Here is a 25514-nt window from a genome sequence, read left to right as displayed (position 1 = left end):
GGGCTTCACTCCGCTCCGCCGGCGCGGACATAGCTGCCACCTGCCGCGAGCCGCACCGACGGGTCGAGCAGGAGCTCGGCCTCGGCATCGTGCTCGTCGGCCGCGCTGTCGAACCGGCGGTTCGGCGGACGCTGGTAAGCGGGCTCGACGCCGCACATCGCCTCCAGCAGACGGTGGTTGCCCTTGCGGGCGCGCTCCGCGGCCTGCTGCCGGTAGACCTTGGCCTGTTCCGAATCCAGTGTCGCCACAAAGGCTTCCGGGTGGACCACGGCGATCAGACCGGAGACGTGACCGAACCCGAGGCTGGTCAGCAGACCCGCCTTGAGCGGGAACCGCTCGCCGAGGTTCAGGGTCTCACGCGGCCACACCAGGTGCGGGTAGTCGCGCATCTGCTCGTCGACACAGTCCAGACTGCGGTTCGGCGGGATCACCCCGTCGCGCAGCAGCTGGCACAGCCCGATCAGCTGGAAGGCAGCGGCACCGCCCTTGGCATGGCCGGTCAGCGACTTCTGCGACACCACGAACAGCGGAGCGCCGTCACCGCGACCGATCGCGGAGGCGAGCCGCTCGTGCAGCTCGGACTCGTTGGGATCGTTTGCCCGCGTCGAGGTGTCGTGCTTGGAGATCACCGCGACGTCATCGGCGCTGACGCCCAGCGCACTGAGCGCGCAGGCCAGCGGCGAGGCATCGTTGCCACGTGCGGCGCCCAACGCACCCAGGCCGGGGGCCGGGATCGAGGTGTGCACACCGTCACCGAAGCTCTGCGCCCAGGCGACCACGCCGAGGACCGGCAGACCCATCTGCGCCGCCACGTCGCCGCGGGCCAGCAGGATCGTTCCGCCGCCTGCGGATTCGACGAACCCGCCGCGACGACGATCGTTGGCCCGGGAGAACCGGCGCTCGTCGATCCCTCGTGCCGACATCGCGGCCGACTCCGCGGTCGCGGACATATCACCGAAGCCCACGATGCCCTCGATACCGAGATCGTCGAAACCGCCGGCCACCGCGAACATCGCCTTGCCGAGACGGATCTTGTCGACGCCCTCCTCGACCGAGACGGCTGCCGTGGCACATGCGGCGACCGGGTGGATCATCGCGCCGTAGCTGCCGACATAGGACTGGACCACGTGTGCGGCAACGATGTTCGGCAGGGCTTCCTGCAGGATGTCGTTGGCCTTGGACTCGCCGAGCAGGGTGTTGATGTAGAGCTCCCGCATCGACGTCATGCCGCCCATACCGGTGCCCTGCGTGTTGGCGACCAGACCGGGGTGCACCCACCGCATCAGCTCCGACGGAGTGAATCCCGAGGACAGGAACGCATCGACCGTCGCCACCAGGTTCCACAGTGCGACACGGTCGATCGACTCGGCCATGTCCGGGGTGACACCCCAGCGGGTCGGGTCGAAACCGGTCGGGATCTGACCGCCGACGGTGCGCGACAACGTGAACTGTCGCGGCACCCGGATCTCGGTGCCCGAGAGTCGGGTCACCTGCCAGTCGCCGGTCTCCGCATTCTCCACGATCCGCGTCTTCTCCGGGGCGGCCGAGGCGAATGCTCGTGCCTCCGCCTCGGAGCTCACCGTGAAGGTGAGGTCCTCGTCGAGGAAGACCGAGGTGAGCAACGGCGAGGTGTTGTCGACCATCGCACCCTCGTCGGCGTAGCGCCGGATACCACAGCGCGACACGACCTCGTCGTGGTAGCGCTCGGCGATCTCGCTCTCCGGCACCGGGTCACCGGATTCGGTGTCGTACCAGCCCGGCTTGGGCGCGGTGTCCCACTGGATCAGTCCGGTGTTCCAGGCGAGTTCCACAACGCCTGCGGCGGAGAGCTTCTCGTCGACCTCCATCTCGAGCCGAGTCCGCGATGAGCCGTACGGCCCGAGCTCGCCTGCACCGACGATGACGACCAGATCCTCCGGACGGGCGTCGATCGACGGCCACTGCGGGGTCATCCCCTTCGGTGCGCGGGCCGGGGCGGGCAACGCCGCCACGGTGGTCACCTCGTCGTCGGACTCCTCGGCTTCGTCGGCCGCCGCTTCGGCGGCCGCACCGGCCAGTGCCTTGAGGTCGATCGACGGGTCGAGACCGCCGGTGAAGTCGGCGACGATCGCCTCGGTGCGGGCGTGCTGCCGATGCTCCGTGGTGCACAGGCCGAGCAGGTTCGCGGCCATCTCGGCCGTGCTCCAGGTGCGCACACCCGCCGCCTCGACGGCGTCGACCATCCCGTCGTTGTGGCCCATCAGACCGGTTCCGCGCACCCATCCGATGAGGGCGTGCGCGATGGTGGTCTTCTGATTCCAGGAGTCCTCGGCCGCCCAACGGGTGACCAGCGCGTCCAGCGACGCCTTGCTCTCGCCGTAGGCGCCGTCGCCGCCGAACATGCCGCGGTTCGGCGAACCGGGCAGCACCACGTGGACGCGGGCGGCGATGTCGTGATCGGCGTGCAGTTCTCCCAGTCCACCGATCATCCGCTCGACCGACCAGAGCAGAACCTTCATCTCCAGTTCGGCACGACCGCCGGCATCGGTGAGATCACCGGCCACCCGGGGCGCGGCGAACGGGAAGAGCAGGGTCGGCTTCATCGCCGGCTTGATCACCGACGTGGTGCCACCGAGGTTCTCGGTCTGCTCTGCACCGATCCACTCGACCAGGTCGTCGACGTCGGTGTAGGACGCCATGTTGGCGGGCGCCACCCACAATGCCGCGTCGTATCGGGCGTTCTCACGGTAGAGCTTCTTGTAGAACGCGAGCTTGCCGGAGTCCAGGCGCGAGGTCGTGGCGATCACCGTTGCGCCGCCGGCCAGCAGCCCGGCGATCACGCCGGAGGCGATCGAGCCCTTGCCTGCACCGGTGACGACGGCGATCTCGTTCGACCACTGCCCGACGCCCGGCTGCTCCGCCGCACTGGCGATGGCGGCGAACGTGCGTGCGTGCACGGCGTTTCCGGATGCCAGTGCCTTGCCCTGCCACCAGGTGGCGTGCGTCGCAACCGTGTGGCCTGCGCCGTTGAACCGACCGACCACACCCTCGAAGTCGGTGTCGAGGTCGTGCTCGTCGGTCAGCCAGATCCGGACGAGGTCCTCGCGGCTGGTGGCCCAGCGGTCGTCGACCAACACCACCTTGGCGGTGTCGAAGGCCGGGGCGACGGTCCTGGCCCAGTCGGAGCCGAGTTCGGCACTGACACGCTCGACGATGGCCACGTTCGGGTCGTCGACCACCTCGCCCGCGGCGTTGATCTCGGCCAGGCCGAGCTTCTCCAGCACGGTATAGGCGGCCGAGGCCAGCGCACCGGAGCGACCGGTGATCTGTTCGGTGAACTCACCGAGCGCTGCCGCGTCGACCGTTGCGCCGCCACCACTCTCGGCGGCCGGCTTGGCCACGGCGACACCGCGTTCCGCACCGACCGAGGTGACCGCACGATCGATCAGGGCATCGAGCGCGTCCGCGTTGGCGAGCGCGCCGTCGAGCAGGTTACCGAGATCCTCGCCGCGGACGCTGGCGCCGTCGCGGGTACCGAGGGCGACCGCCACCGTGGCGTGCAGTCCCCAGCCGGGTCCGAGCTGCCACACGTTGGAAACACGATCGGTGATGTAGGACTGCCGCTTGCCCAGGGGCCCGAGCACCTTGCGGACCTGGTCGCCGACGGCGTCGCTGAGCACCGGGCCCAGCGGGCGATAACCGCGTGCCAGCGTCTCCACCGTCGACGACAGCGCGTTCATGTCGGCCTCGGCCGCACCGTCGATGGCTCCCAGTCCGAGTTCGCCGCCGATGTCGAGGAGGAGCTGGTTGCGGCGTGACGAGACGCCGTCGCACAGCGCCTCGATGGTGTCCGCGGAGCCGATCTGATCGGTCCGCATCTTGGTCCACAGCGCGATCACGGACTTCACCGCGTCGGCAGGCCCGAACGAGATGTCGTCCGGTCGGGGCCCTGATGCGGCTGCTGCCGGTGCCGGTGCGGCGGCAGGCGCAGCTGTCGGCGCGGCCTCTGCTGCCGTGGCCTCGGCGGCCGGCGCCTGCGAACCCTCGTCGACCTCGTCCTCGGGTTCGGGACCGGAGTCCTTGGCCAGGATCACATCGGAATCGCGTTCGACGTTGGCCACCTCGGTGGTCGCCGCGGCGTAGTCGTCGAGCTTGAGGGTGTTGGTGGCGAGTCCGGCGAGGGTCGGGGCGCCCTTCAGGCCGATCTCGACGAATCTCTGAACCCCGAGGCCGTCACGCGACGGTCCGGCGAACAACAGTTCCTGGGTCTCGATCCAGCGGACCGGGCTGGCGAACTGCCAGGCCAGCAGCTCGATGAGGACGACGCGAACCAGCTGTCCGGGCTTGTCCGACCAGGAATCCCAGTCCGCCAGAACGGCATCGAGCGGATCGGACGGCACCAGCGCGGCGATCTCCTCGATGAAGGAGCGATCGAGGGTGAACAGCCGGGGCACGAGGTTGGGGATGTAGTGACCGACCAGGATCTCCGGATCGATGTGTTCCGGCAGCAGGCCTTCGAGCTTGGACCGGAATTCCGGCACGCCTTCACGCAACACCGTGGAGTGGAACGGCACGTCGATACCGGGCACCAGGATGAAGGACTTCTTGCCGCCGAACTCGTTGCGACGACGCTCGATCTCGTCTTCGAGGTGTTCGAGGCCACGGACCGTGCCGGCGATCGCATACTGCGAGCCGAGCAGGTTCAGGTTCACGACCTCGAGGAACTCGCCGACCGACTCTCCGACCTCCGTCACGAAACCGGTGACGTCGGCATCGGCCAGACCGAACTGGCTCGGGCGGATCGCCGCCATGCGGTAGTCACTGCGGCCCAGGTCATCTCGGGGGACCAGGTGATGCATGGCCTCACCGCGCTGGAACACGACCTCGAGCACGGCCTCGAGCGGCAGCACCCCGGCACACGCCGCGAGCGCGTTGTACTCGCCCACCGAGTGACCGCAGGTGATGGCGTTCTCGACGAAACCACCCGCCTCCTTGAGCTCGGCGATCTGCGCGACACCCAGGGTCGCCATGGCGACCTGGGTGAACTGCGTCAGGTAGAGCACTCCGTCGGGATGGTTGTAGGTGGTGCCGTTGGCGACCAGGGTGGTCGGGTTGTCGCGCACCACCGCCAGGATCGAGAAGCCCAGAGCGTCGCGGGTGTGCTTGTCGGCGCGATCCCAGATCTCCCGTGCGGCCTTCGACCGCGACCGGGCGTCGAGTCCCATGCCCTTGCTCTGGATGCCCTGGCCCGGGAAGGCGTAGACCGTACGCGGCGCGGCCAGCAGACCGGTGGCGGCCATCACGAGGTCGTCGCCGACCTTCGCGGTGACCTCGACGACCTCACGGCCGGCATCGAGACCGACCCTGTCGACGCGGATCGAGATGGAGTCGCCGGTGCGCACCATGCCCAGGTACCGGGCGGTCCAGCCGACCAACGGGCGGGCCGACGGGGTCGGGTGCTTGCTGTCGGTGGCGGTGACCACCTGCTGGGCGGCTGCCGACAGCCACATGCCGTGCACGATCGGGTCGCCGAGCCCGGCCAGTTTGGCGGCCGCGACATCGGTGTGGATCGGGTTGCGATCACCGGACACCGCGGCGAAACCGGTCATCCGGCTCGGTGCGGTGATGGTGGCGGAACGGAGCAGCTTGCGAGTGGCCGCCCGCTCGTCGTCGGAGGCGCCGCCGGCCCGGACCGGGTCGGCGAGTTCCGCCGAACCAAGGCGTCCGCGGATGGCGAACCGCTCGGTCATCGTGGCGATCGGACCGGTCGGGCCTGCCACCTCGACACCGACCTCGACCACGCGGCCGACCTCGGAGTCGTACACCGCGCCGGACCGCGCGGTGACGGTCAGTTCTGCTGTGGTGGCAGGGATCTCGCCGACCAGCTCGACGGCATGGTCGAGGTGGACCAGGTCCAGCAGACCCTCGACGACGGGAGCCCCTGATTCGGTCCGGGCGGCACCGATGAGGCTGAAGACGCTGGGCCAACTCGCGCCGACGAGGGTGTCGGGGACCGCGAAGCCGAACGGTTCGGTCGGGGTCGTCGGACGCAGGTTGGCAGGCAGGGTGTAGCCGGTCACCGCGGCGTGGTCGGCAACGCTGTCCGGGTCCCACGACACGGTGGTGACCGCGACGCCGTCCTCGACGGTCGCGAGTTCGCCACCGGCGGCGACGGTCAGGATCTCACGCATGGCCTGCGCGGCCTCGTCGATCCCGACCCGCGGGTTGCCGCCGTCGAGCAGACCGGCGTCGATGTGCAGCGGAATCCGGACCGAGGAACCCGAGATGGGCGTCACCAGGTCGTAACGATCCTCGGCCACGTGCTCGAGCACCGAACCCGTCGGCTCGTGCTCGGCACGATCCGGGTCCACGAGCGTCCAGCGATCGCGGTCGCCCAGCAGCGCAATGGGATTGGGCACCATGCGCCCGACCCAGTCGACGTCGTCGGCTTCGAGCACGGCCACGATGGTGCCGTCGCCGTCCACCAGACCGGCACGCTTGCGGGTGTCGACGGCGACGGAGTCCGTGCCGGCGTCGCGCAGATCGTTCACGACCTGAGCCTCGAACCGGTCGAGCAGCTCGCCGACCGGCTCATCGACGCGGGTGATGCCGGAGACGGCCACCGGACCGGGGATGATGCACACCGCATCGGCCGGGTAGCGCTCATCGTGGGCCTGCCACAGCGAGTCACTGCGCCACCAGCGGCGCACGTCCTTGTCGATGACGGGCACGAAGTTGACCGGCTTGCCGGGGGTGCGGCAGAGCTCGAGGAAGAACGCGACGTCGGCGGGATGCAGGACGTCGGTCTCGATCTCCGGGTAGACGCTGCCGAGTGCATCGATCGCGGAGTGGGGATCGTCGGTGCTGCCGGACCCGGCGAACATCGTCGGGATCTCCCCCGAATCGACGGGACTCATCCGGGCCTCGGTGCGCTGGAGCATATCGGTGAACCGCTGCTGCCAGGTGATGTCGGCCCAGGGCAGCTGATCGGACCGCCCGTCGCCGACGGCGAGGGTCGCGTAGCGGTCCAGCCATGCCCGGTAGGTCATATCGGCGACGTCGCCGAAGTACGGCTTGGCGGTGTCGGCCATGGCGGCGATGATCTCGTCGCGGCGGTCGGCGACGGCGTCGCCGTCACCGGCGACCTCGTCGAGCAGGCGACCGCAGCGCGACGCGGTGTTGTCGATCTCGTGGATGTCGGCACCGAGCTGGCTACGCCCGGACGCCATGCCTGCGGTCGCGTGCCCGGCCCCGATCCAGTCGTCACAGCCGACCGTGTCCACCAGCAGCTGCTTGACCTCGGGGGCGGTGGTGGCCTCCTTGGTGGCCATCGCGGCGGTACCGACCAGGATGCCGTCGAGCGGCATCGACGGGTAGCCGTAGACCGACGACCATGCGCCGGTGAGGTATTCGCTCGCCCGTTCCGGGGTACCGATGCCGCCACCGACACAGATCACGACGTTGTTGCGGGCCCGTAGTTCGCTGTAGGTGCCCAGCAACAGATCGTCGAGGTCCTCCCACGAGTGGTGGCCACCCGCGCGGCCGCCCTCGATCTGGACGATGACCGGGTGATGGGGCACCTCGGCGGCGATGCGGACCACTGCGCGGATCTGCTCGACGGTGCCGGGCTTGAAGGCGACGAAGCGGAGGCCTGCCTCGACGAACTCGTCGACGAGCGCGACAGCGTCCTCGAGTTCGGGAATGCCCGCGGACACGACGACACCGTCGATCGGGGCCCCCTGGGCGCGGGCCTTCTGCACGAGGCGCTTGCCGCCGAGCTGCAGCTTCCACAGATAGGGGTCGAGGAACAGCGCGTTGAACTGTGCCTGCCGGCCGTCCTCGAGGAGATCGGTCATGCGTGCGACGTTGTCGGCAAAGATCTGCTCGGTGACCTGCCCACCACCGGCGAGCTCGGCCCAGTGTCCGGCGTTGGCGGCCGCAGCGACGATGGCGGGGTCGACGGTGGTCGGGGTCATGCCTGCCAGCAGCATCGGTGAACGACCGGTCAGCCGGGTGAATGCGGTATCGACGACCTTGCGGCCGTCGGGCAGCTCGACGAGCTGCGGGGCGAACTGCGTCCAGGGCCGGGCGACCTCGGGGATTCCGCCCGGGCTGAACAGGTTCCGCTGACCCACGCGCAGCGCAGGCGACACCAGACCGACGCCCTGACCGCGGACCAGCGATGAGGTGAGGCGGGTGGCGAGGTCGCCGGGCCCGAAGTCGAGGATCCATTTGGCGCCGGCATCGACGACCTCGTCGACCGTCGCGACCCAGTCGACGGGATCGACCAGGATGGACTTGGCGTGGCCGATCGCGGTGTCGCGATCGATCCCGCACTCGTCGGCCCACTCCGCGACCAGGTCGACGGCCTCGGCCATGGTCGGGTGATGGAAGGCGACGCTGACGTTCAGGTGATCGAACTTGGGCGCGAACGGCGCCCCACCCGCGACCTTGCGCTTGCGCTCGTCGGTCTCGGCGGCCGCGATGCGCTCGCAGAGCGCCGCGAACGCGGCGAGATGGCGAGGTGCACCGGAGAGGGCGACGGCGCGACGGCCGTTGCGGATCGCGACGACGGGGGCCGAGGCCAGCTCGGACTCGCTCAGACCGGCGCGGTATTCGGCGAGGATCGCCTCGATGCGTGCGGGCACGGCACCGCTGATGGCGAGCATGGGGGTGCCGTCGGTGGTGGTCGCCAATCCGCGACGACGTGCGACGAGGGTGCCGGCGGCGCCGATGAGGTGTGCGATCGCCAGCAGCAGCCCCTGGCCGGACTCTGCGGCCTGGCCGTCGGCGCCGATCGCGTGGGTGGCGATGGATCCCTGCGAGTGCCCGATGACGGCAGTCGGCGTGATGGCGGTGGTGTCGAGGCCCTGCTTCTTCAGCGCTTCGACGGCGGCCAGTTGGGTCAGGAGTACGCCCGGACCCGACAGCGTGAAGTCAGCGAGCTCTGTCTCACCGGGCACCGGCTCTTCGGCATCGAGGGCCCGAACCCAGGTCAGCGGGTGGAAACCGTCCACCACCGCGATGGTGAGCTGGGCGGCGACCGGATCGATGATGCGCTCGGCAGCGGCGACGATCTTCCCGATCCGATGCTCGAGGTCGGCGTCGACGACCAGTTCGGCCAGGGTGGGCAGCCAGGGCGAACCCTGTCCACCGAAACTGATCGCATACGGCTCGCCGTCGATGAGACGGTCGATCAGCGTCGTGGTCGGGCGGTCCGAGTGCGCGGCGCCCTGTGCTCCTGAACGGAATTGGTCGACGGTCACGGGTTCTCCTCTTGTCTCGACACTGCTGTGGCGGGGGTGCTCGTGTCGCGGGTAGTCAATGGCTTGTCGTCGTTGGCTGAGCCGCGGGCACAGAAATCACCCGCTGAGGTCTGTCGGTACGGTGGCCTGGACTTTTCGGTGCTGCGCTGCACTTATCCGTGTTGCGCTGTGGCACACTGGATGAACACACCTGCCGCGCAACACTTTTGGTTGCACGTGAGACTCACCTATGAGTCATCGTCGGCGTGAACGTGTCCCAATGATGACACACGAAAATGAGGCTTTCCTCATGTTTGACATCGACCCGCGGGTATACCCGTGGGTAACCCCGCGAGTAACACATGTGTGCACCGAACCCTCAACCGAACACCCCCGGATCGCCCCTGATCACGGATTGTTTCCGAGCGCTCGTTCGGGGCCTCCGGAAGTCGCGTCGATCCGTTATCCAATCGTTATGTGACATGCTGCACTCTCGATCCAGGACGGTCACCGGTCGCCACCGATCGCGACGGCCCGCGTCCGGAAACGTAGGGTGCTCGACATGGCAACGTGCGTGTTCTGCGACATCGTCGGCGGGCGGGCGCCCGCTCGGACGGTCTACCGCGACGACGACGTCGTCGGCTTCCTCGACATCCGCCCGGTCACCCGCGGCCACACGCTGCTCGTCCCGCGCGAGCACTCGTCCGGGCTCGCCGACCTCGACCCCGAGATGGGCGGCCGCCTCTTCGCCGCCGGTCAACGGGTGGCCGCCGCGATGAAGTCAGGCGCGCTGGGCGCCGACGGCGTCAATCTGGTCGTCAACGACGGTCGGGCCGCCTTCCAGACCGTGTTCCACACACATCTGCACGTCGTACCCCGCCACAACGGAGACAAGCTGAGCTTCGCCAAAGGGCTGGTGGTACGCCGCGACCCCGACCCTGACCAGACCGCCGACCTGCTCCGGGTGGCGCTGGAACCGGATCACCGATGAGCGAGCGCGACGAATCGCCAACGCCGCCGACCACGCGGTCGACGTCGTCGGCATCCGCAATCGATCCCGACCTGCCCGGTGAGGTGGTCGAGGCGGTTCGGCGGGCCGAATGGATCACGGTGTTCACCGGCGCCGGGATGTCCGCCGAGAGCGGCATCGCCACCTTTCGCGATGCCGAGACCGGGCTGTGGCAGGAGTTCGATCCCGCGCAGCTGGCGACGCCGGAGGCCTGGGCGGCCGATCCCGCGCTCGTGTGGGGGTGGTATCAGTGGCGAGCCCGGATGATTCGTGACGCCCAGCCCAACGCCGGGCACCGCGCGCTCGTCGAACTGGCTCGTGATCGTGCGGTGATGGTGGTGACCCAGAACGTCGACGATCTCCATGAGCGGGCAGGCAGCGACGTGGTGAGTCACCTGCACGGCAGCCTGTTCGCTCCGCGCTGCAGCCATTGCGGGCGGCCGTATCACGGCACCGGCGCCGACCCGGAGCTGGCCGTGCACGAGGTGCGCGTGGAACCGCCCACATGTCCGGTCTGCCTGTCCGCGATCCGTCCCGGTGTCGTCTGGTTCGGCGAGCCGCTGCCGACCGACGCGTGGAAGACCGCCGAGAACGTCTTTGCCGCAAGCGATGTCGTACTCGTGGTCGGAACCAGTGGCATCGTCTATCCGGCTGCCGAACTCCCCGAGCGGGCAATCGTCGCCGGCACCCCGGTCATCGAGTTCAATCCGGAGCCTTCGGCGTTGAGCCGCGAAGTCACCCACAGCATCCGAACGTCGGCCGCGATCGGCCTGCCCGCGTTGGTCACCGCGGTCCGACCCACCGACTGACGATCAGGGTCCCGCGCCGTCTCACTCCCCCGCGCTGAGATCGATCGGGTCCCAACGATGATCGGATGTCGCCGGCACATCCACCGACAGGGAGGTGATCGATCCCGGCTTCACCCCGCGCCGATCGAGCACCTCCCACAGCCCGTCGAGGGCACGGTCGGGGTCGAGCTCGAACTCGGACTCCCGCACTCGCCAGAAGTACCAACCACATCGACGCAATTCGCGTTCGCGTTCCATGTCCGAACGGGCCTGCTCGCCGGTGGTCCGGAACGAGTCCCCATCGCACTCGACGGCCATCCGGGCGTCGGATCCGGTGACCACGAGATCGATCACGCGGTTGTTGATGGTCATCGACGGCACGACGTAGTAGCCCCGGCCCGCGAGCCGGTTGAACACCTGCTGCTCGAAGAGACTGGAGAACGGCTGCTGCCGCTCGGTGTCCGAGACGTCGGACGGCATCGGCAGATTGGTCGGCCCCTGTCCGGCCCGGACGTAGTCGAGCAGCGAGTACCTCAGATCGTTCGTCTTGAGCGCCTCGAGGTCGATCGAGTGGAAGAGCCACATCTGATCCATTGCGCGCGAGGCAGCGACATTGATCCGGCGCTGGGATTCGGCCCGCGTCAGTGGAGCGATCGCGGACGGATCGGACACCACCATGGACAACATCACCACGTGCCGCTCATCGCCCTGGAAGTCCGGCGGCGTCCCCACCCGGATACGCCGCGACCGCCAGTCGTCTTCGCTGACGGCAGCACGCAGCCTGCGGGAGATCTCGTCCACCTGCTTGGTGCCCTGTAACGCGATGACTCCGAAATCGAGTCCGTCGTAGGCGGGGTCGTCCAGACAGGTGGTGAGCGCCGCGACGATCGCCGCCGCCTCGTTCTCGTTCACCACCGACGCCCCCTGACCGGTGGCGACACCGTCGTCGACGGCGACCGATCGCAGCGGCGGCAACCGGTCCGCACCGAATTGGCGCACCGGCAGGAGCGGGGCGCCCGAATAGAACTGACGTGACGAGAACTCAATGATCTCGGGCATCGACCGGAAATGCTCACGAAGACGGATCAGATGACCGAATCGGCTGCGCAGCAGGGAGAAAAGGCTCGACCGGGGCGTGAGCCCGTCCCGCAGATAGTGCGGCAGGTCGGGCAGATGCGCGTCGAGTTTGGCAAACGCGTCGTCGAGGGTGGTTCCCGACAGCCCGGTGGGCGCGCACTGCCGGTCATCGCCCACGACGATGACCCGCGGGGCCAGCCAGAGCAGGAACGAGCTGGTGATGTCGGCCTGACTGGCCTCGTCGACGATCACGACGTCGAACGCGTTGCGGTGCGGGTCCACGGTTTCCGCGACCTGGCTGATCGACATGATCCACGCGGGCACCGCGCCCTGCGCATGCTCCATCGCGGCCCGGGCTGCCGCCCGGAAACGGTTGGCGTGCTTTCCTGATCCCTTGCCCAGGTTAATCATGTGGTCCCGGTAGGACTGCAGGGCCTGCACTTGCGCGACACTCATCCGATCCAGGCACTCGCGCCAGGCGTAGGCCGCGGTGAGCCGGGCGGTGAACTGTGCGATGTCGGCTTCGTGTTCGTCGAGCTCGGCCTGCAGCCGCGTCTCGAGCGTCGGGTCGCTGCGCTCGAGAGCCCAGGTCTGTGCGCGACGCCACGACCAGGCCGCCCCGACGTCGCGCAGTCGGCCATGCCAGCTGTCGTCGTGCGCGGTGTCGCACAACAGGCGGTAGAACTCCGGCGCCTTGTTGCGCAGTCGCAGCGTGTAGAGATCGAGCGCGGTCTGTGCCTCCAGTTCGCCGCGTGCCGCGCTCCAGTCCCGCCGCGCCGACTTGATCGCCTGGGCATCGGCTTTCGCCAGCGCGGCGACAAGCGCATCGCCTTCCGGAGAAGGTCCGCGGTCCACTTCGGCCGAGAGTTTGTACGCGCACTCGGCCAGCTCGTGCTCGGCGAGAACCGCGTCGTTGGTGGCGGCGATCACGCCTGCCTGCACCGCGACCTCGGTCACCTCGGCGACGCTGCGTGGCCGCGGGCCGCCCGGGCTGATCGCCTCGAGTTCGCGAACCAGTTGGTCGCGGCCTGCCAGCAGCTCGGAGATCCACGCAAGCTGGTTGTCCAGTCGCACAAGGCTGTTCAGTTGCGCCGACCGTGATCCTGAGTTGTCCACCGGGACATGCAGGTCGGCGAGCACCTTCTGCACCTGCTGCACCGCGTCGAAGACGGAGAGGTGGTCGGCGACGAGCCGCAACGACTGCTCGTCGGTTGCCTCGACCCCGTCGACGGTGGCCCGGACACCGGATTCCTCGACGGCACGTTGTTCTGCCGACCGCAGGAGCCGGCCTCGCCAGCGCCCGCCTGCGGCGAGGTGATCGGCAGCGGCGCGGAAGATCGAGCTGTTGCCGGGCCGCGCACCCTCGGTTCCGACCACGTGTGCCCCGATCGCCCGGTCGCGCTCGGCGGCCTCGCCGATGATCGGCGACAGGGTGGTGACCCGCGACCACAGATGAGCTGCCTGACCGGCGAGCAGACGATCGGCCATGTCCGCGACCAACGGCGGGAACGACGCCACTTCGCCTGCGGAGACCGCGAGGTGGTCGCACACGTCCTTGATCCGCACCAATCGTCGGCTGTCCACACCGGACAGGATCGACAGCAGCGATCCGCTCCCGACCATCGGCTCGTGCGGCCGCCGCCCGATCCGTTCGCAGATCTGCTCGAGGTCGGCCGAGTCGGGCAGATGATCGGCGAGATCGGGGAGCCGCTGCCCCAATCGTGTTGTCGCACCGGCAGTGGTGCGGAGTAGGTCGAGAAGCTCCTCGAACTCGCCGGCGTCGAGCGGGGGTAACGCCCCCTCGACCGGACCCGGCAACCAGTCGTACTGGTCTTTGTCGTCGTTGCATTGCCGAACGACCTCGGCAGCTGTCCCGCGGTAGTCCCCGGCCACCCATTCGTGGACCTCGGTCTCCGACTCGCGCGCCGTCCAGAGTTCGCGGAGCACTCGCTCACGCTTGCGGATCGCCTGCTCCCGCTTGTCGATGAGGTCGGCGATCTCCGCGGCCACCACCCGCGGCTGGTGCCCGGCCTTGCGTTCGGCGATTGCCTCCACACCGGAAACCGTCGCCTCGAAATCGTCCTGCCCGACATCGGCGATCGAGACCGCGAGCCCTCGCAGTTCCGGAGGCAGCATGTCCCGGATCACCTGCAGGGCGTGTGCCTTCTCGCTCGTCACGAGCACACGCTGCCCCTTGGCCAGCAGCGCCGCCGTGAGGTTGGCGATGGTGTGGGTCTTACCGGTCCCCGGTGGCCCCTCAACGACCACGCCGCTGTCGACGCCCAATTGCGCCAACACATCTCGCTGCTCCACGTTCGCGGGCAGCGGGTACAGCGCGTCGCGCACGAGGTCCTCGGCGGGCAACGCACCGGAGCGTGTGAGTGCGGCCAGCCGTTCGGGCGCCTCGATCGGGGCGACCAACTGCGCGAGCCCGATGGGCACCTCGCCCCTGCCCGGTCGGTCCGGGTCGTTCTCGGTACCGGCGGTCTCCCGTAGCTCGGCCAGGATCGCGTCGTAGAACGCGAGTGCTGCCGTGACGCCGCGGCGCCGCAGCACGAGCGCCGGACGCATGTCGACCGAGAGCGACACGGTGGCGGAGTCGTCCCGCACCTGCTGCAGCCAGGTGTCCACGAGTTCGGTGACCTGTGTGCCCACCGGGCTGACGAGTTCGGAGACCTTGCCGCGCACCTTGACCGCGGCGGCGAGGTCGACACCGTCGATCGGGGCGAGAAGATAGGTGTCGTGCATCATCGGCGTCGCGCCGGTACCGATGGTCACGCGGATCGCCGCGGTGTCGTCGTCACGATCGGCGACCACTTGCTGGGTGACCAGGTGCTCACGGATGCGGGGGTCGCCCTCTGACTCGACGTCGCGCACCGTGACCAGCGCGTTGGCCAGTACGAGTTCGAGGGTCTCCGGACTGTCGTGCAGTTCGTCGATCAGGCGTGAGACGGCGTCGTATCCCTGGCTGTCGGGCGCGAGCTCGATGACGGCCTGACCGGCCACGGCACCCACCCGTATCGGAACGTCGGTCGATTTGCCCACCCAGACCAGGCCCGGGTGCTGCTCGACGTCGCTGACGGCTTCTGATCGGGAGCGCACCAGTTCTCGGAGATAACCCAGCAGTCGCACCACCTGGTCGGCCTGATCGGTCTGCCCTGGATCAGTGTGCTCTCGATCTGTGTGCCCTCGATCAATGTGCGCCGTGTCGGTCCCGTCGGCCATGCCTGTTCCGTTCCCTCCTCCGTCCGCCCTATCCGGCGTCGTCGGCTGGATTCACTGGCGTGGATACGTCCAGAACGCTACCAATCGGACTCGGTGCGTGCGGATTCGACTACGCGCGGTACGCGGTGCGCAGCGCGGGGAAACCACCGTCGACGTAGCGCACATTCGTGTAGCCGAGATCCGCGATCTCCTCGGCGATGGCGGGTGCCTGCGACCGCACCGACACGACGGCGATCTCGGTGTCGGGGTCCCGCACGATGGGGAATGTTCCCGACGGGGTGGGCTTGAACCGATCGCGGACGTCGGTCGGGTCCACCACGACCGCACCGGGCAGACTGCCCTGGTGTCGGACCACCTGCGGGCGCGCATCGACGATCACTGCGTGATCGTCCTCGCAATGCGACTTCGCGTCGGCTGCTGTTATCGAATCCACCACTGACACTGGTGACTCACCGTTCCTGTTGTGTCGTCCGGTCTGAAACCTCCACTGACGCACGGCCTCAGCCGTGCTCAGAAGGGCGCGGGTCGCGATGTGCGCGGCCCATGAGGTCTGTCGCTCCCCCACCACAAAAGGTTACGGAAATATCTCGATCCGGCAAGTTTTGCACCACGAAATACCAAACCCCACAGGTATCTCGTCGGATACGTTCAGCTACGGCCGCGGCCGGCGACTCTCGGCGTCGTGCGCTTGCCCCAGTGATCCGGTCGTTTCCCGTGGCCGTCGCGCCCATGCCCGCCGCGCTGACCCTGTCCGCGTTTCGCGCCGCCCCGGGACCGCGGTGGTCCGTAGTCACGGCGGATGTCGATGGGGGTCTTCCCGATCCTGGTGTTCCGCAGGCCCGCCAGGGTCTCGTTGTCGAGATTCTCCGGGAGCTCGACGAGGGAGAAGTCGTCGCGGATGCTGATGTTGCCGAAGTCCCCGCGCGACAGTCCACCCTCATTGGCGATCGCGCCGACGATGGCACCCGGTGAGACCTTGTGCTTACGTCCGACCGCGATCCGATAGGTGGCGAACTGGCCGCCGCCGGATCCGCGTGGCGTACGCTCGCGCCGTTCGGGACGCTGCCCCTCCGGCGGGTCGGGGGCCATCAGGAAACCGCCGTCGCGGGTCTCGAGCGCGAGCGCCGCGGCGATGTCGGCCATCGTGACGTCCTTGTCGCGCGCGTAGTCCTCCACGAGCTTGCGGAACAGGTCGAGGTGGTCCGAGCCGAGGTTCGCGTTGATCGAATCCGCGAACTTCGCGACACGCTGCGCGTTCACGTCCTCGACGCTGGGCAACCCGATCTCGGTCAGGGTCGAACGCGTCGCCCGCTCGATGGCCCGTAGCAGATGCCGCTCCCGCGGCGAGACGAACAGCAGCGCATTTCCCGACCGGCCGGCGCGCCCGGTGCGGCCGATACGGTGCACATACGACTCGGTGTCATGCGGGATGTCGTAGTTGACGACATGCGAGATGCGCTCGACGTCGAGTCCGCGTGCAGCCACGTCCGTGGCGACCAGGATGTCGATCGCCCCGCCCTTGAGCTGGTTGATGGTCCGCTCACGCTGGGCCTGCGCCATGTCGCCGTTGATCGCGACGGCGGAGAAGCCGCGGGAGCGCAATTTCTCCGCCAGTTCCTCGGTGGCCGATTTGGTGCGGACGAAGACGATCATCGCGTCGAAGGTCTCGACTTCGAGGAAGCGGGTGAGCGCATCGAGTTTGCGCTGGTGGGAGACCTGCAGGTAACGCTGGGTGATGTTCTGGGCCGTCGCGGTCTTGGACTTGACCGTGATCTCCTGCGGGTTGTCGAGATACCGCTGCGCCAGCCGACGGATCGCGCTTGGCATGGTCGCCGAGAACAGCGCCACCTGCTTGGAGTCCGGCGTCTCGGCCAGGATTCGTTCGACGTCCTCGGCGAAACCCATGGTGAGCATCTCGTCGGCCTCGTCGAGGACGAGATACTCCAACTGGGAGATGTCCAGGGTGCCCTTGTCGAGGTGGTCGATGACACGGCCCGGCGTCCCGACGATGACCTGCGCGCCACGCTTGAGTCCGGCGAGCTGGACGCCGTAGCTCTGGCCGCCGTAGATGGGCAGCACCCGAACCTGTGGCATGTGCGACGAGTAGCGCCCGAATGCCTCGGACACCTGCAGGGCGAGCTCACGCGTGGGAGCCAGCACCAGTGCCTGTGGGCGACGCGCCGAGGCGTCGAGCCGGGAGAGGATCGGGATCGCGAACGCGGCGGTCTTACCGGTTCCGGTCTGGGCGAGGCCCACCACATCGCGGCCGGCCATCAGGGGCGGGATGGTGGCGGCCTGGATAGGCGACGGTGTCTCGTATCCGACATCGGTGATCGCCTGGCGGACCTGTGGGTCGATGTCCAGGTCGTCGAACGTGACGCCGGGGCCGTCGCCGTTGTCGGCCTTCTCGTCGGTGGACTCACTCATGTGCGATCTGTCCGTTCATCACTGCCACTCTAATCGGCCGAGGCCTCTGGCGAGGAATCTCACCGAACGCCGACGTCACGGCCTCGACCTGCCCTTGCTCACGCATGCACCGACCTGTGATCGCGCCCACTGATACTGGTACTGTCAGTGACACTCAACAGACAGCTGACGGAGTTCACGCGGGCCCGCCCGTGTCCGTTATGTACCAATTCGTTGCGCACAGGGGAGCCCGCCATGGAGCAGTATTCCACCCCGTCGAACCTTTCCATCGAGGACAAGGCGACGACCGTCGACAGCATTCTCCGGTACCGATCGGAGCGCCCGACGATGCCGTTGTTCCGGAAGCGTTCCGGGAATCAGTGGGTGAACGTGACGGCCAAACAGTTCGCCGACGAGGTCGACGCGGTGGCCAAGGGTCTCATCGCCTCCGGGATCAAGCCGGGCGAACGCGTCGCGATCCTGTCGTCGACCCGCTACGAGTGGACCGTGCTGGACTATGCGATCTGGCGCGCGGGGGCCACGACGGTGGCGATCTACGAGACGTCGGCGCCCGACCAGGTGAAGTGGATTCTCGAGGACTCGGGGACGTCGATGCTGTTCGTCGAGCAGCACGCCCACCACACCAAGCACATCCGCGTCATCGAAGAAGCTCCCGAGCTGCGGGAGACCATCGTCATCGACGACCACGCGCTGGCGACGATCACCAAGCGCGGCGCCAAGATCGGGGACGCGGAGCTCGACACGCGGCACGCCAACGCGCTCTCCTCGGACGCGGCGACACTGATCTACACCTCGGGCACCACGGGCAGGCCGAAAGGTGTGGTCCTGACCCACGCCAACTTCCTGGCCGAGTGCGAGGCCACCCGCGACGCCGTCGGCGCCGGCCTGGTCGAGGGCAAGTCGACGCTGCTGTTCCTCCCGCTGGCGCATGTGTTCGCCCGCGTCGTCGCGGTCGGATGTGTGGAGAACGGGGTGGTCCTCGGTCACACCAGCGACATCCCGAACCTCATCGACGACCTCGGCAAGTTCAAACCGAATTATGTGTTGTCGGTGCCGCGGGTCTTCGAGAAGGTCTACAACTCCGCCAAGCAGAAGGCCTACGACGGCGGCAAGGGCAAGATCTTCGACCGCGCAGCCGACACCGCGATCGAATACAGCAAGGCGATGGAGAACGGCGGCGCCGGCCTCGGCCTGAAGCTCAAGCACGCGGTGTTCGACCGCTTGGTGTACGGCAAGCTCCGCGACGCGCTCGGCGGACAGTGCGAGGGCGCGATCTCCGGCGGCGCACCCCTCGGTGCGCGACTCGGACACTTCTTCCGCGGCGTCGGCATCCCGGTGTACGAGGGCTACGGACTGTCCGAGACCACCGCGGCCGTGACGGCGAACAACGAAGAGCATCAGCGTGTCGGCTCCGTTGGACGCCCGGTCCCCGGGGTGACGGTGGGGATCGCCGACGACGGCGAGGTGCTGCTGAACGGTCCGGTGGTCTTCGGCGGCTATTGGAAGAACCCCAAGGCGACCGAGGAATCCATCGTCGACGGCTGGTTCCACACCGGTGACATCGGGCATCTCGACGACGGCTTCCTGTTCATCACCGGACGCAAGAAGGAGCTGATCGTCACGGCCGGTGGCAAGAACGTCTCCCCTGCACAGCTCGAGGACACCATCCGGGCACATCCGATGGTCAGCCAGTGCCTCGTGGTCGGCGACAACAAGCCGTTCATCGCCGCACTGATCACGATCGATCCGGAAGCGATCCCGGGCTGGCTCGAGCGTCATCACCTGCCCGCCGACACCTCGCTCGCCGATCTCGCCCAGAACGAGACCCTGACCGCTGAGATCGACGCCGCGGTCAAGGACGCGAACGCGAAGGTGTCGAAGGCCGAGGCGATCAAGAAGTTCACCATCCTGGACACCGATTTCACCATCGAGTCCGGCGAGCTGACGCCCACGCTGAAGTTGAAGCGCAACGTGATCCACGACGCGCAGAAGCGGGCCATCGCAGATCTCTACACCTGATCGCCCACCCGGACGGGCCGACACCCACCGGGTCGACGACCGACGCCCGGCTCCCCTCTTCGGGAGCCGGGCGTTCTCGTCGGGCGGGTGACCACGGTCGCCGTGGCGTCCCCGGACGATCGACAACGTAAGGTGTCATCCGATGAATCGAGATCTCGCCATCGACGCGACGCGGGGGCTCGCGATCTGGAGCATGATCTCGCTGCACTTTGCCGCAGGCACGCACATCGCGGCGCCCACGCACGCGTATCCCTATGTGGACGGGATGTCGGCGTTCGTCTTGCTGTCGGGGATGGTGCTGGGGCTGGTCTACCGCCGCTGGATCGAACGCATCTCGTTGCGGTTCGCCTATTGGCGACTCACCAAGCGACTCGCAGTCCTCTACGTGTGCCAGCTGACGATCGCGCTGATCGCGGTCGCGGCGGCCCTCGAGGGCCATCGCTGGCTGACCCTGCTGCTCCCCGTCGACGGTTGGGGTCAGGGACTCGGCCTGGCGCTGCGCATGCAATACCTGCCGAGCGGCGGAAACATCCTGTTGCTCTACATGGTGCTGATGGCATCGGCCTATGTCCTCTTCCCCATGTTGATGCGGGGATGGTGGCCGATCGTCCTCGGCGGTTCGGTTGCCCTGTACGTGATCTCGCTGACGTTCTCGCCGGACTGGTTCTACCTGACGGCGACCATGGAGGCACCGCGGATCCAGAACTGGGCGGCGTGGCAGATCATGTTCGTACCTGCGGTCGTGGTGGGTTGGAAGTGGCGGGATTGGCGGGTTCCCGAGTTCATCGATCGGTGGCTACCGGCGATCGTTGCGGTCGCGATCGGTGTCGCGCTGATACTCCATTTCGTGGTCGACGCGGGTCCGTGGATGCGATTCGAGCCGGCCATCGCCGACAAGCTGGATTTTCGGCCCGCGCGCGCGATCGGTGCATGGCTCGTGGTCCCGGCGATCTACGGGATCTTCCGCATGCTGCTCCGTTGGTGGCACAAGGACTGGCTGCGACCGCTCGTGATGACCGGCACCCGCAGCCTCGACTCCTATGTGCTGCAGGCCATCGCCCTCGTACTCATACCGATACACGTGGCCCACCGACCATGGGCATCGCTGACGACCACCTGCGTGGTACTCACGGTCTTCGGCCTCTGCTGGGCATGGTCGGAGTTCCGGAGTGCCTGTCACATCGACAAACTCCACCGGCTGCCGGTCATCCTCGCGCGGCGGATCGAACGGCGCAGCCACCACACACATCCACCCATTGTGGCGGCGCAGGCCGCCGAGACCGTCGGAGCGCCACCATGACGTCGTCAGGCTCATCCCGCCCGGAACCGCTGCGTGGCATCGGCGATCACACGCTGTGTGTCCACGCCGGCAACACGGGAGGCCCGTCGGGCGCCATCCGGACGCCGATCACCATGGCGAACTCCTATCGCCTGCCCGACGACCCGTCCACGATGAACTGGTCCGCGACCGACCGGCCGTTCTACACCCGCAACTCGGGAGACAACCAGATCGCGTTGCAGGAGAAGCTCGCGGCGCTCGACCACGGGGAGGATGCCGTCGCGCTCGCGTCCGGAGTCGCCGCCCTTCACGCGATCTTCTTCACCCATGTCGCAACCGGCGACCACGTCGTGGTGTCGGATACCACGTACGAGGCGACCTGGAAGCTCTGGTCGTCGCTGTTGCCCCGCAAGTACGGGATCGAGGCCACGTTCGTCGACGTCACCGATCTCGACGCCGTACGCGCGGCAGTGCGCCCCACCACCCGGTTGCTGATCACCGAGGCCGTCGCCAACCCGACGACGAAGGTGGCCGACATCGCGGCCCTCGCCGACATCGCTCACGGCGCCGATGCACTTCTGGTGGTGGACTCGACGTTCACCCCACCGCCGTTGTACCGCCCGCTCACCGATGGCGCCGACCTCGTGGCCCACTCGCTCACGAAGTACATCAATGGACACGGTGATGCGATGGGCGGTGCGGTCGTCGGGCGAACCGACCTCGTCGAACCGATCAAGGCCGAGGCGATGGTCGATGTGGGCGGGGTGATCTCACCGTTCAACGCGTGGCTCATCTCGCGAGGATCGATCACCCTTCCTCTGCGACTGGCCCAGCACCAGTCGAATGCGCAGCGGTTGGCCGAGTTCCTCGAAGCGGACGAGCGCATCGCGTTCGTCGCTTATCCCGGGCTGCGATCGCACCCGCAACACCGGCTCGCCACCCGACAATTCGGCGGCCGCGGCTTCGGCGGGATGATGGCGTTCGCGGTGAGCGGGACCCCCGACGACCAGAATCGCTTCGTCTCCCACCTGCGGGTGATCACCTCCGCGGTCTCCCTCGGCCACGACGAGTCGTTGATCGTGCACGTCGGCACCGACGGTCCCCGGGTGGCCGCCTACCCGGCCGAGTTCCGGCGCTGGGGGCACCTCCGGTTCTCGGTCGGCCTCGAGGATCACGCCGACCTCGAATCGGACCTCCGTGACGCCTTGGACGCGACCTTCGGCTGACAACGGGCCCGGCATGAGATGTGCTGCTGCACAACGTGAATGCGGCAGCGACCTACGTCAGGTCGCCTCGTAGAGAATCCCCCGCCCGATCGCTTCCCGCACGACCGGCAACGCCGCCTCGGCGAGCGCTCCCTCGTCCACCCCGTGAAAGCCGGCGAGCAGGTCGATCAGCGCGCCGAGCGGCACGTGTCCACGACAACCCGCGAGCAGCGCTCGCGAGACCTCGTCGACCCCGAGTACGGCACCCGGCCCGCCGGGCCGGCGCGCGGCCGCCGAGATCTGTTGCCAGCCATCCTCTCCGGGCAGCGACTGTTCCTCCAGGAAGATCGGCGCAGTCGACAACCGCGCGCTGAGCAGATGCGCGTCAGACCTGGTCCGGAGATAGTGGCGCCGGGCCAGGAATGCCTGGGCCTCGGACCCCGTGACCTCCTCCCCCGCCCCGGTGATCTCCTCGACGACCAGGTCCGGCTCCCCGGCCTCACCGTCCATCCGGCGGCGCATCGTGATGAGTCCCATCCCGATGCCTGCGATGCCGGAGTCGGCGAACCAGTCGAGCCACGCCGCGCCGCGTTCGGCGACGGTGTCGGCAGACTCTCCCGCATCGGACAACCAGAGCGAGATGTAGCTGACGGGGTCGGCCAGCTCACGCTGGACGACCCAGGCGTCGAGGCCCGTACCCTCCAGCCAGCCACGCACCCGGTCGCGCCAGTCCGCGTCCTTCGGCACGATCCAGTTCGCCAGGATCTGGGCCGTGCCACCGGGATTCAGGTGATCGGGAATCTGCCTGATCAGGTCGGCGCACAGTGCGTCCCCGATCATGCCGGAATCCCGATAGACGTAATCCTGGCCGCCGGCGCCGACGACGAACGGCGGGTTGGAGACAATCAGGTCGAACCGCTCGCCGGCCACCGGCTCGAACAGGCTGCCGGACCGTAGCTCCCAGTGCATCCCGTTGAGTCGTGCGGTGGCACCGGCGAGCGCGAGGGCCCGCTCATTGGTGTCGGTCGCCACGATCTCGTCGCAATGGGTGCCGAGATGCAATGCCTGTATACCGCAACCGGTCCCTATGTCGAGCGCGCGACGCACCGGCGTGCGGATCACCGCGCGCGCCAACGACACCGATGCGCCACCGATGCCGAGCACGTGCTCACGGTCGACCGGTCCCGACCTCATCACCGCATCCTGGTCCGAGACGACCAGGTACTCGCGGACGTCGTCGGCGTGGGGCCGGATGTCGAGCGTCGCGCGGATCATCCCGGCGCCGAACCTGGCGAACACACCGTTGGCGATCAGCGCGTCCATCCCGGCGGTGGGAAACGCTTGTGCAACCGCTGTTTCTGTTTCATCGGAACCCAGGAGGAAGAGCCTGATCACCGTGGCGAGTCGGGACGAGTCCTCCTGCGCCCGGCGGGTGGCGTGCAACGCAGGCCACCAGATCCCCCGGCCGAGCGCCTCGTTCGCTTCCTCACCCAGCAGATCGGCCACACCGTCGGCGCTGTAGCCCGCCGATCGCAGGTCGACACCGAGCGCACCGACCACCGCGTCGTCGGTCAGCGGCTGCCCCGCGCTCATCCGACCTTCCGATACTTCTTGTGCATCGCCTGCTTCGATACCCCGAGCAAAGTGCCGATCTCGGCCCACGACAGGCCCGCATGGCGCGCACGTCGCACCGCGACCTCTTCGTCGCGGGCGATGTCGCGGCGGAGCGCGGCGATCCGCGTCAGTTCCTCGATCGGCGTATCGCCGTCGTCGCTGTCGATTCCGGTCTTCATCTCTCCAGAGTGCCGAGTGTCCGGCGGTTCGTCAACTCCGGTTGACACGCATGATTGCACGTTAGATGTCCCACAACCATGTTGTGCACAATCTAAATGCGCTACTGTCGGACGGGTGACCTCCGTTCGACTCGACGACCAGCTCTGCTTCGCCCTCTACACGGCATCCCGTGCGGTGATCGCGGCGCAGCGCCCCGGTCTGCGTGAACTCGGACTCACATATCCGCAGTACCTCGCGATGCTCGTGCTGTGGGAAGAAGACGAGATCTCGGTCGGCCGGCTGTGCCGGCGACTCCACCTCGACTCCGGGACCGTGTCACCACTCGTCCGACGACTCGAGACGCTCGGCTACCTCACCCGTCGCAGATCCGACGACGACGAGCGATCGGTCACCGTTGCCCTCACTCCCGACGGGATCGCCTTGGGCGGACAGGCGGATTGCGTCTACGAATCCCTCACGTCGGCGATCGCCGATGCCGCCGCGGAGGATTCCGGCGCAAGAGATTCGGGCCCAGCGGAATCGGGCCCAGCGGAATCGGTCACCGACGTCTCGTTCGACACCGCGGCACTCATCGCGCTCCGCACCACCCTGCACGAACTCACCGACGAGTTGCGTCGACACCTCGACGCGCCCGCATCACCGAAAGGAATCGAATCATGAAGGCGATCTACACGGCAGAGGCACTGGCGACCGGCGACGGTCGTAACGGACATGCCCGGACCTCCGATGGCAAGGTCGACGTCGACCTCGACATGCCGACGGAACTCGGCGGTTCCGGGGTCGGCACGAACCCCGAGCAGCTCTTCGCGGCCGGGTATGCCGCCTGCTTTCACAGCGCCCTGCGACTCGTGGCCGGCCAGGCAGGCGCAGACGTGACCGATTCTGCTGTCGGCGCCCGGGTTTCGCTCGGCTCCACCGAATCCGGCGGTTTCGGACTCGCGGTCGAGCTCGAGGTGTCACTCCCCTCGGTCGATGACGCAACAGCGAAGTCGCTGGTCGACAAGGCCCACGAGGTGTGCCCGTACTCCAATGCGACACGCGGCAACATCGACGTCGCACTCTCGCTCGCCGATGACTGACGCACACCGCGTCGCCGGCCTGACGCTGGGCGTCATCCTCGCCACCGCGGGCGTCGGACACATGACGTTCCAGCGCAAGGAGTTCCAGGCCCAGGTGCCGGACTTCGTCCCGCTCGGCGCGGATGCCACGGTGCTCGCCTCCGGTGTCGCCGAGGTCGGACTCGGGCTCGGGCTCATCGGACTGCCGAAACAGCGGCGCACGCTGGGCGCGCTGACCGCGGCGTTTTTCGTCGCGGTGTTCCCTGGCAATATCCATCAGTACCGCAACAAGATCGATGCGTTCGGTCTCGACTCGGATCGCAAACGTCTCATCCGGCTGTTCGGCCAGCCCGCGCTCGTCGCCCTGGCCCTGTACGCCCGCGGCTGAGACCCACGGCGGCGCCCTGCT

14 protein-coding genes are annotated in these 25514 nt (G+C 68.0%); 8 read left to right on the top strand and 6 right to left on the bottom strand.

Annotated features, from left to right (window positions below; translation table 11 throughout):
- Nucleotides 1-5: 5 nt before the first annotated feature.
- Nucleotides 6-9245 (bottom strand): type I polyketide synthase, encoded by a 9240-nt coding sequence (locus OVA31_RS20530; RefSeq protein WP_267628426.1) that lies wholly within the window; start codon nucleotides 9243-9245, stop codon nucleotides 6-8.
- A 541-nt stretch (nucleotides 9246-9786) separates the two neighbouring features.
- Between OVA31_RS20530 and OVA31_RS20525 the strand changes: the two genes are divergently transcribed.
- Both OVA31_RS20525 and OVA31_RS20520 read left to right on the top strand, forming a co-directional pair.
- A complete protein-coding gene (locus tag OVA31_RS20525; protein ID WP_267628425.1) occupies nucleotides 9787-10215 on the top strand; it encodes an HIT family protein in 429 nt (142 codons plus the stop codon).
- A complete protein-coding gene (locus tag OVA31_RS20520; RefSeq protein ID WP_267628424.1) occupies nucleotides 10212-11042 on the top strand; it encodes an SIR2 family NAD-dependent protein deacylase in 831 nt (276 codons plus the stop codon). Before OVA31_RS20525 ends, OVA31_RS20520 begins: the two co-directional genes overlap by 4 nt.
- Before the next feature lie 21 nt (nucleotides 11043-11063).
- On the opposite strand, the gene OVA31_RS20515 is transcribed toward OVA31_RS20520, so the two are convergent.
- The 3 genes from OVA31_RS20515 to OVA31_RS20505 form a co-directional block, all read right to left on the bottom strand.
- On the bottom strand, nucleotides 11064-15323 hold the full coding sequence (locus OVA31_RS20515; RefSeq protein WP_267628423.1) for an AAA domain-containing protein: 4260 nt from the start codon (nucleotides 15321-15323) through the stop codon (nucleotides 11064-11066).
- A 109-nt stretch (nucleotides 15324-15432) separates the two neighbouring features.
- Nucleotides 15433-15765 (bottom strand): rhodanese-like domain-containing protein, encoded by a 333-nt coding sequence (locus OVA31_RS20510; RefSeq protein ID WP_267628422.1) that lies wholly within the window; start codon nucleotides 15763-15765, stop codon nucleotides 15433-15435.
- Nucleotides 15766-15971: 206 nt separating this feature from the next.
- Complete coding sequence (locus tag OVA31_RS20505; protein WP_267628421.1) at nucleotides 15972-17750, bottom strand: DEAD/DEAH box helicase; 1779 nt, start codon at nucleotides 17748-17750, stop codon at nucleotides 15972-15974.
- A 234-nt stretch (nucleotides 17751-17984) separates the two neighbouring features.
- Between OVA31_RS20505 and OVA31_RS20500 the strand changes: the two genes are divergently transcribed.
- The 3 genes from OVA31_RS20500 (at nucleotide 17985) to OVA31_RS20490 (ending at nucleotide 22274) form a co-directional block, all read left to right on the top strand.
- Nucleotides 17985-19769: an AMP-dependent synthetase/ligase gene (locus tag OVA31_RS20500; RefSeq protein ID WP_267628420.1), complete on the top strand. Its 1785-nt coding sequence runs from the start codon at nucleotides 17985-17987 to the stop codon at nucleotides 19767-19769.
- A 142-nt stretch (nucleotides 19770-19911) separates the two neighbouring features.
- A complete protein-coding gene (gene opgC, locus OVA31_RS20495; protein WP_267628419.1) occupies nucleotides 19912-21069 on the top strand; it encodes an OpgC domain-containing protein in 1158 nt (385 codons plus the stop codon).
- Nucleotides 21066-22274, top strand: coding sequence for a trans-sulfuration enzyme family protein (locus tag OVA31_RS20490; protein WP_267628418.1), 1209 nt, complete (start codon nucleotides 21066-21068; stop codon nucleotides 22272-22274). The genes opgC and OVA31_RS20490 overlap by 4 nt, the downstream gene beginning before the upstream one ends.
- Nucleotides 22275-22331: 57 nt before the next feature.
- Here the strand turns inward: OVA31_RS20490 and OVA31_RS20485 are convergent, their stop codons facing one another.
- Both OVA31_RS20485 and OVA31_RS20480 read right to left on the bottom strand, forming a co-directional pair.
- Complete coding sequence (locus OVA31_RS20485; protein ID WP_267628417.1) at nucleotides 22332-23846, bottom strand: class I SAM-dependent methyltransferase; 1515 nt, start codon at nucleotides 23844-23846, stop codon at nucleotides 22332-22334.
- Nucleotides 23843-24046, bottom strand: coding sequence for a hypothetical protein (locus OVA31_RS20480; protein ID WP_267628416.1), 204 nt, complete (start codon nucleotides 24044-24046; stop codon nucleotides 23843-23845). The genes OVA31_RS20485 and OVA31_RS20480 overlap by 4 nt, the downstream gene beginning before the upstream one ends.
- A gap of 115 nt (nucleotides 24047-24161) precedes the next feature.
- Between OVA31_RS20480 and OVA31_RS20475 the strand changes: the two genes are divergently transcribed.
- From OVA31_RS20475 to OVA31_RS20465, 3 genes are read left to right on the top strand one after another with little or no spacing between them, the layout of a single operon-like run.
- Complete coding sequence (locus OVA31_RS20475) at nucleotides 24162-24707, top strand: MarR family winged helix-turn-helix transcriptional regulator (protein ID WP_267628415.1); 546 nt, start codon at nucleotides 24162-24164, stop codon at nucleotides 24705-24707.
- Nucleotides 24704-25126 (top strand): organic hydroperoxide resistance protein, encoded by a 423-nt coding sequence (locus OVA31_RS20470; RefSeq protein WP_267628414.1) that lies wholly within the window; start codon nucleotides 24704-24706, stop codon nucleotides 25124-25126. Before OVA31_RS20475 ends, OVA31_RS20470 begins: the two co-directional genes overlap by 4 nt.
- The gene (locus tag OVA31_RS20465) at nucleotides 25119-25493 is read left to right on the top strand and encodes a hypothetical protein (RefSeq protein ID WP_267628413.1); all 375 of its coding nucleotides are present in this window, start codon (nucleotides 25119-25121) and stop codon (nucleotides 25491-25493) included. Before OVA31_RS20470 ends, OVA31_RS20465 begins: the two co-directional genes overlap by 8 nt.
- The last annotated feature ends 21 nt before the right edge of the window (nucleotides 25494-25514 follow it).

It is taken from the genome of Gordonia sp. SL306 (assembly GCF_026625785.1).
Taxonomy (GTDB): Bacteria; Actinomycetota; Actinomycetes; order Mycobacteriales; family Mycobacteriaceae; genus Gordonia.
The sequence above is the reverse complement of the archived record's forward strand: the minus strand, read 5'-3'. Positions and strand labels throughout refer to the sequence as shown.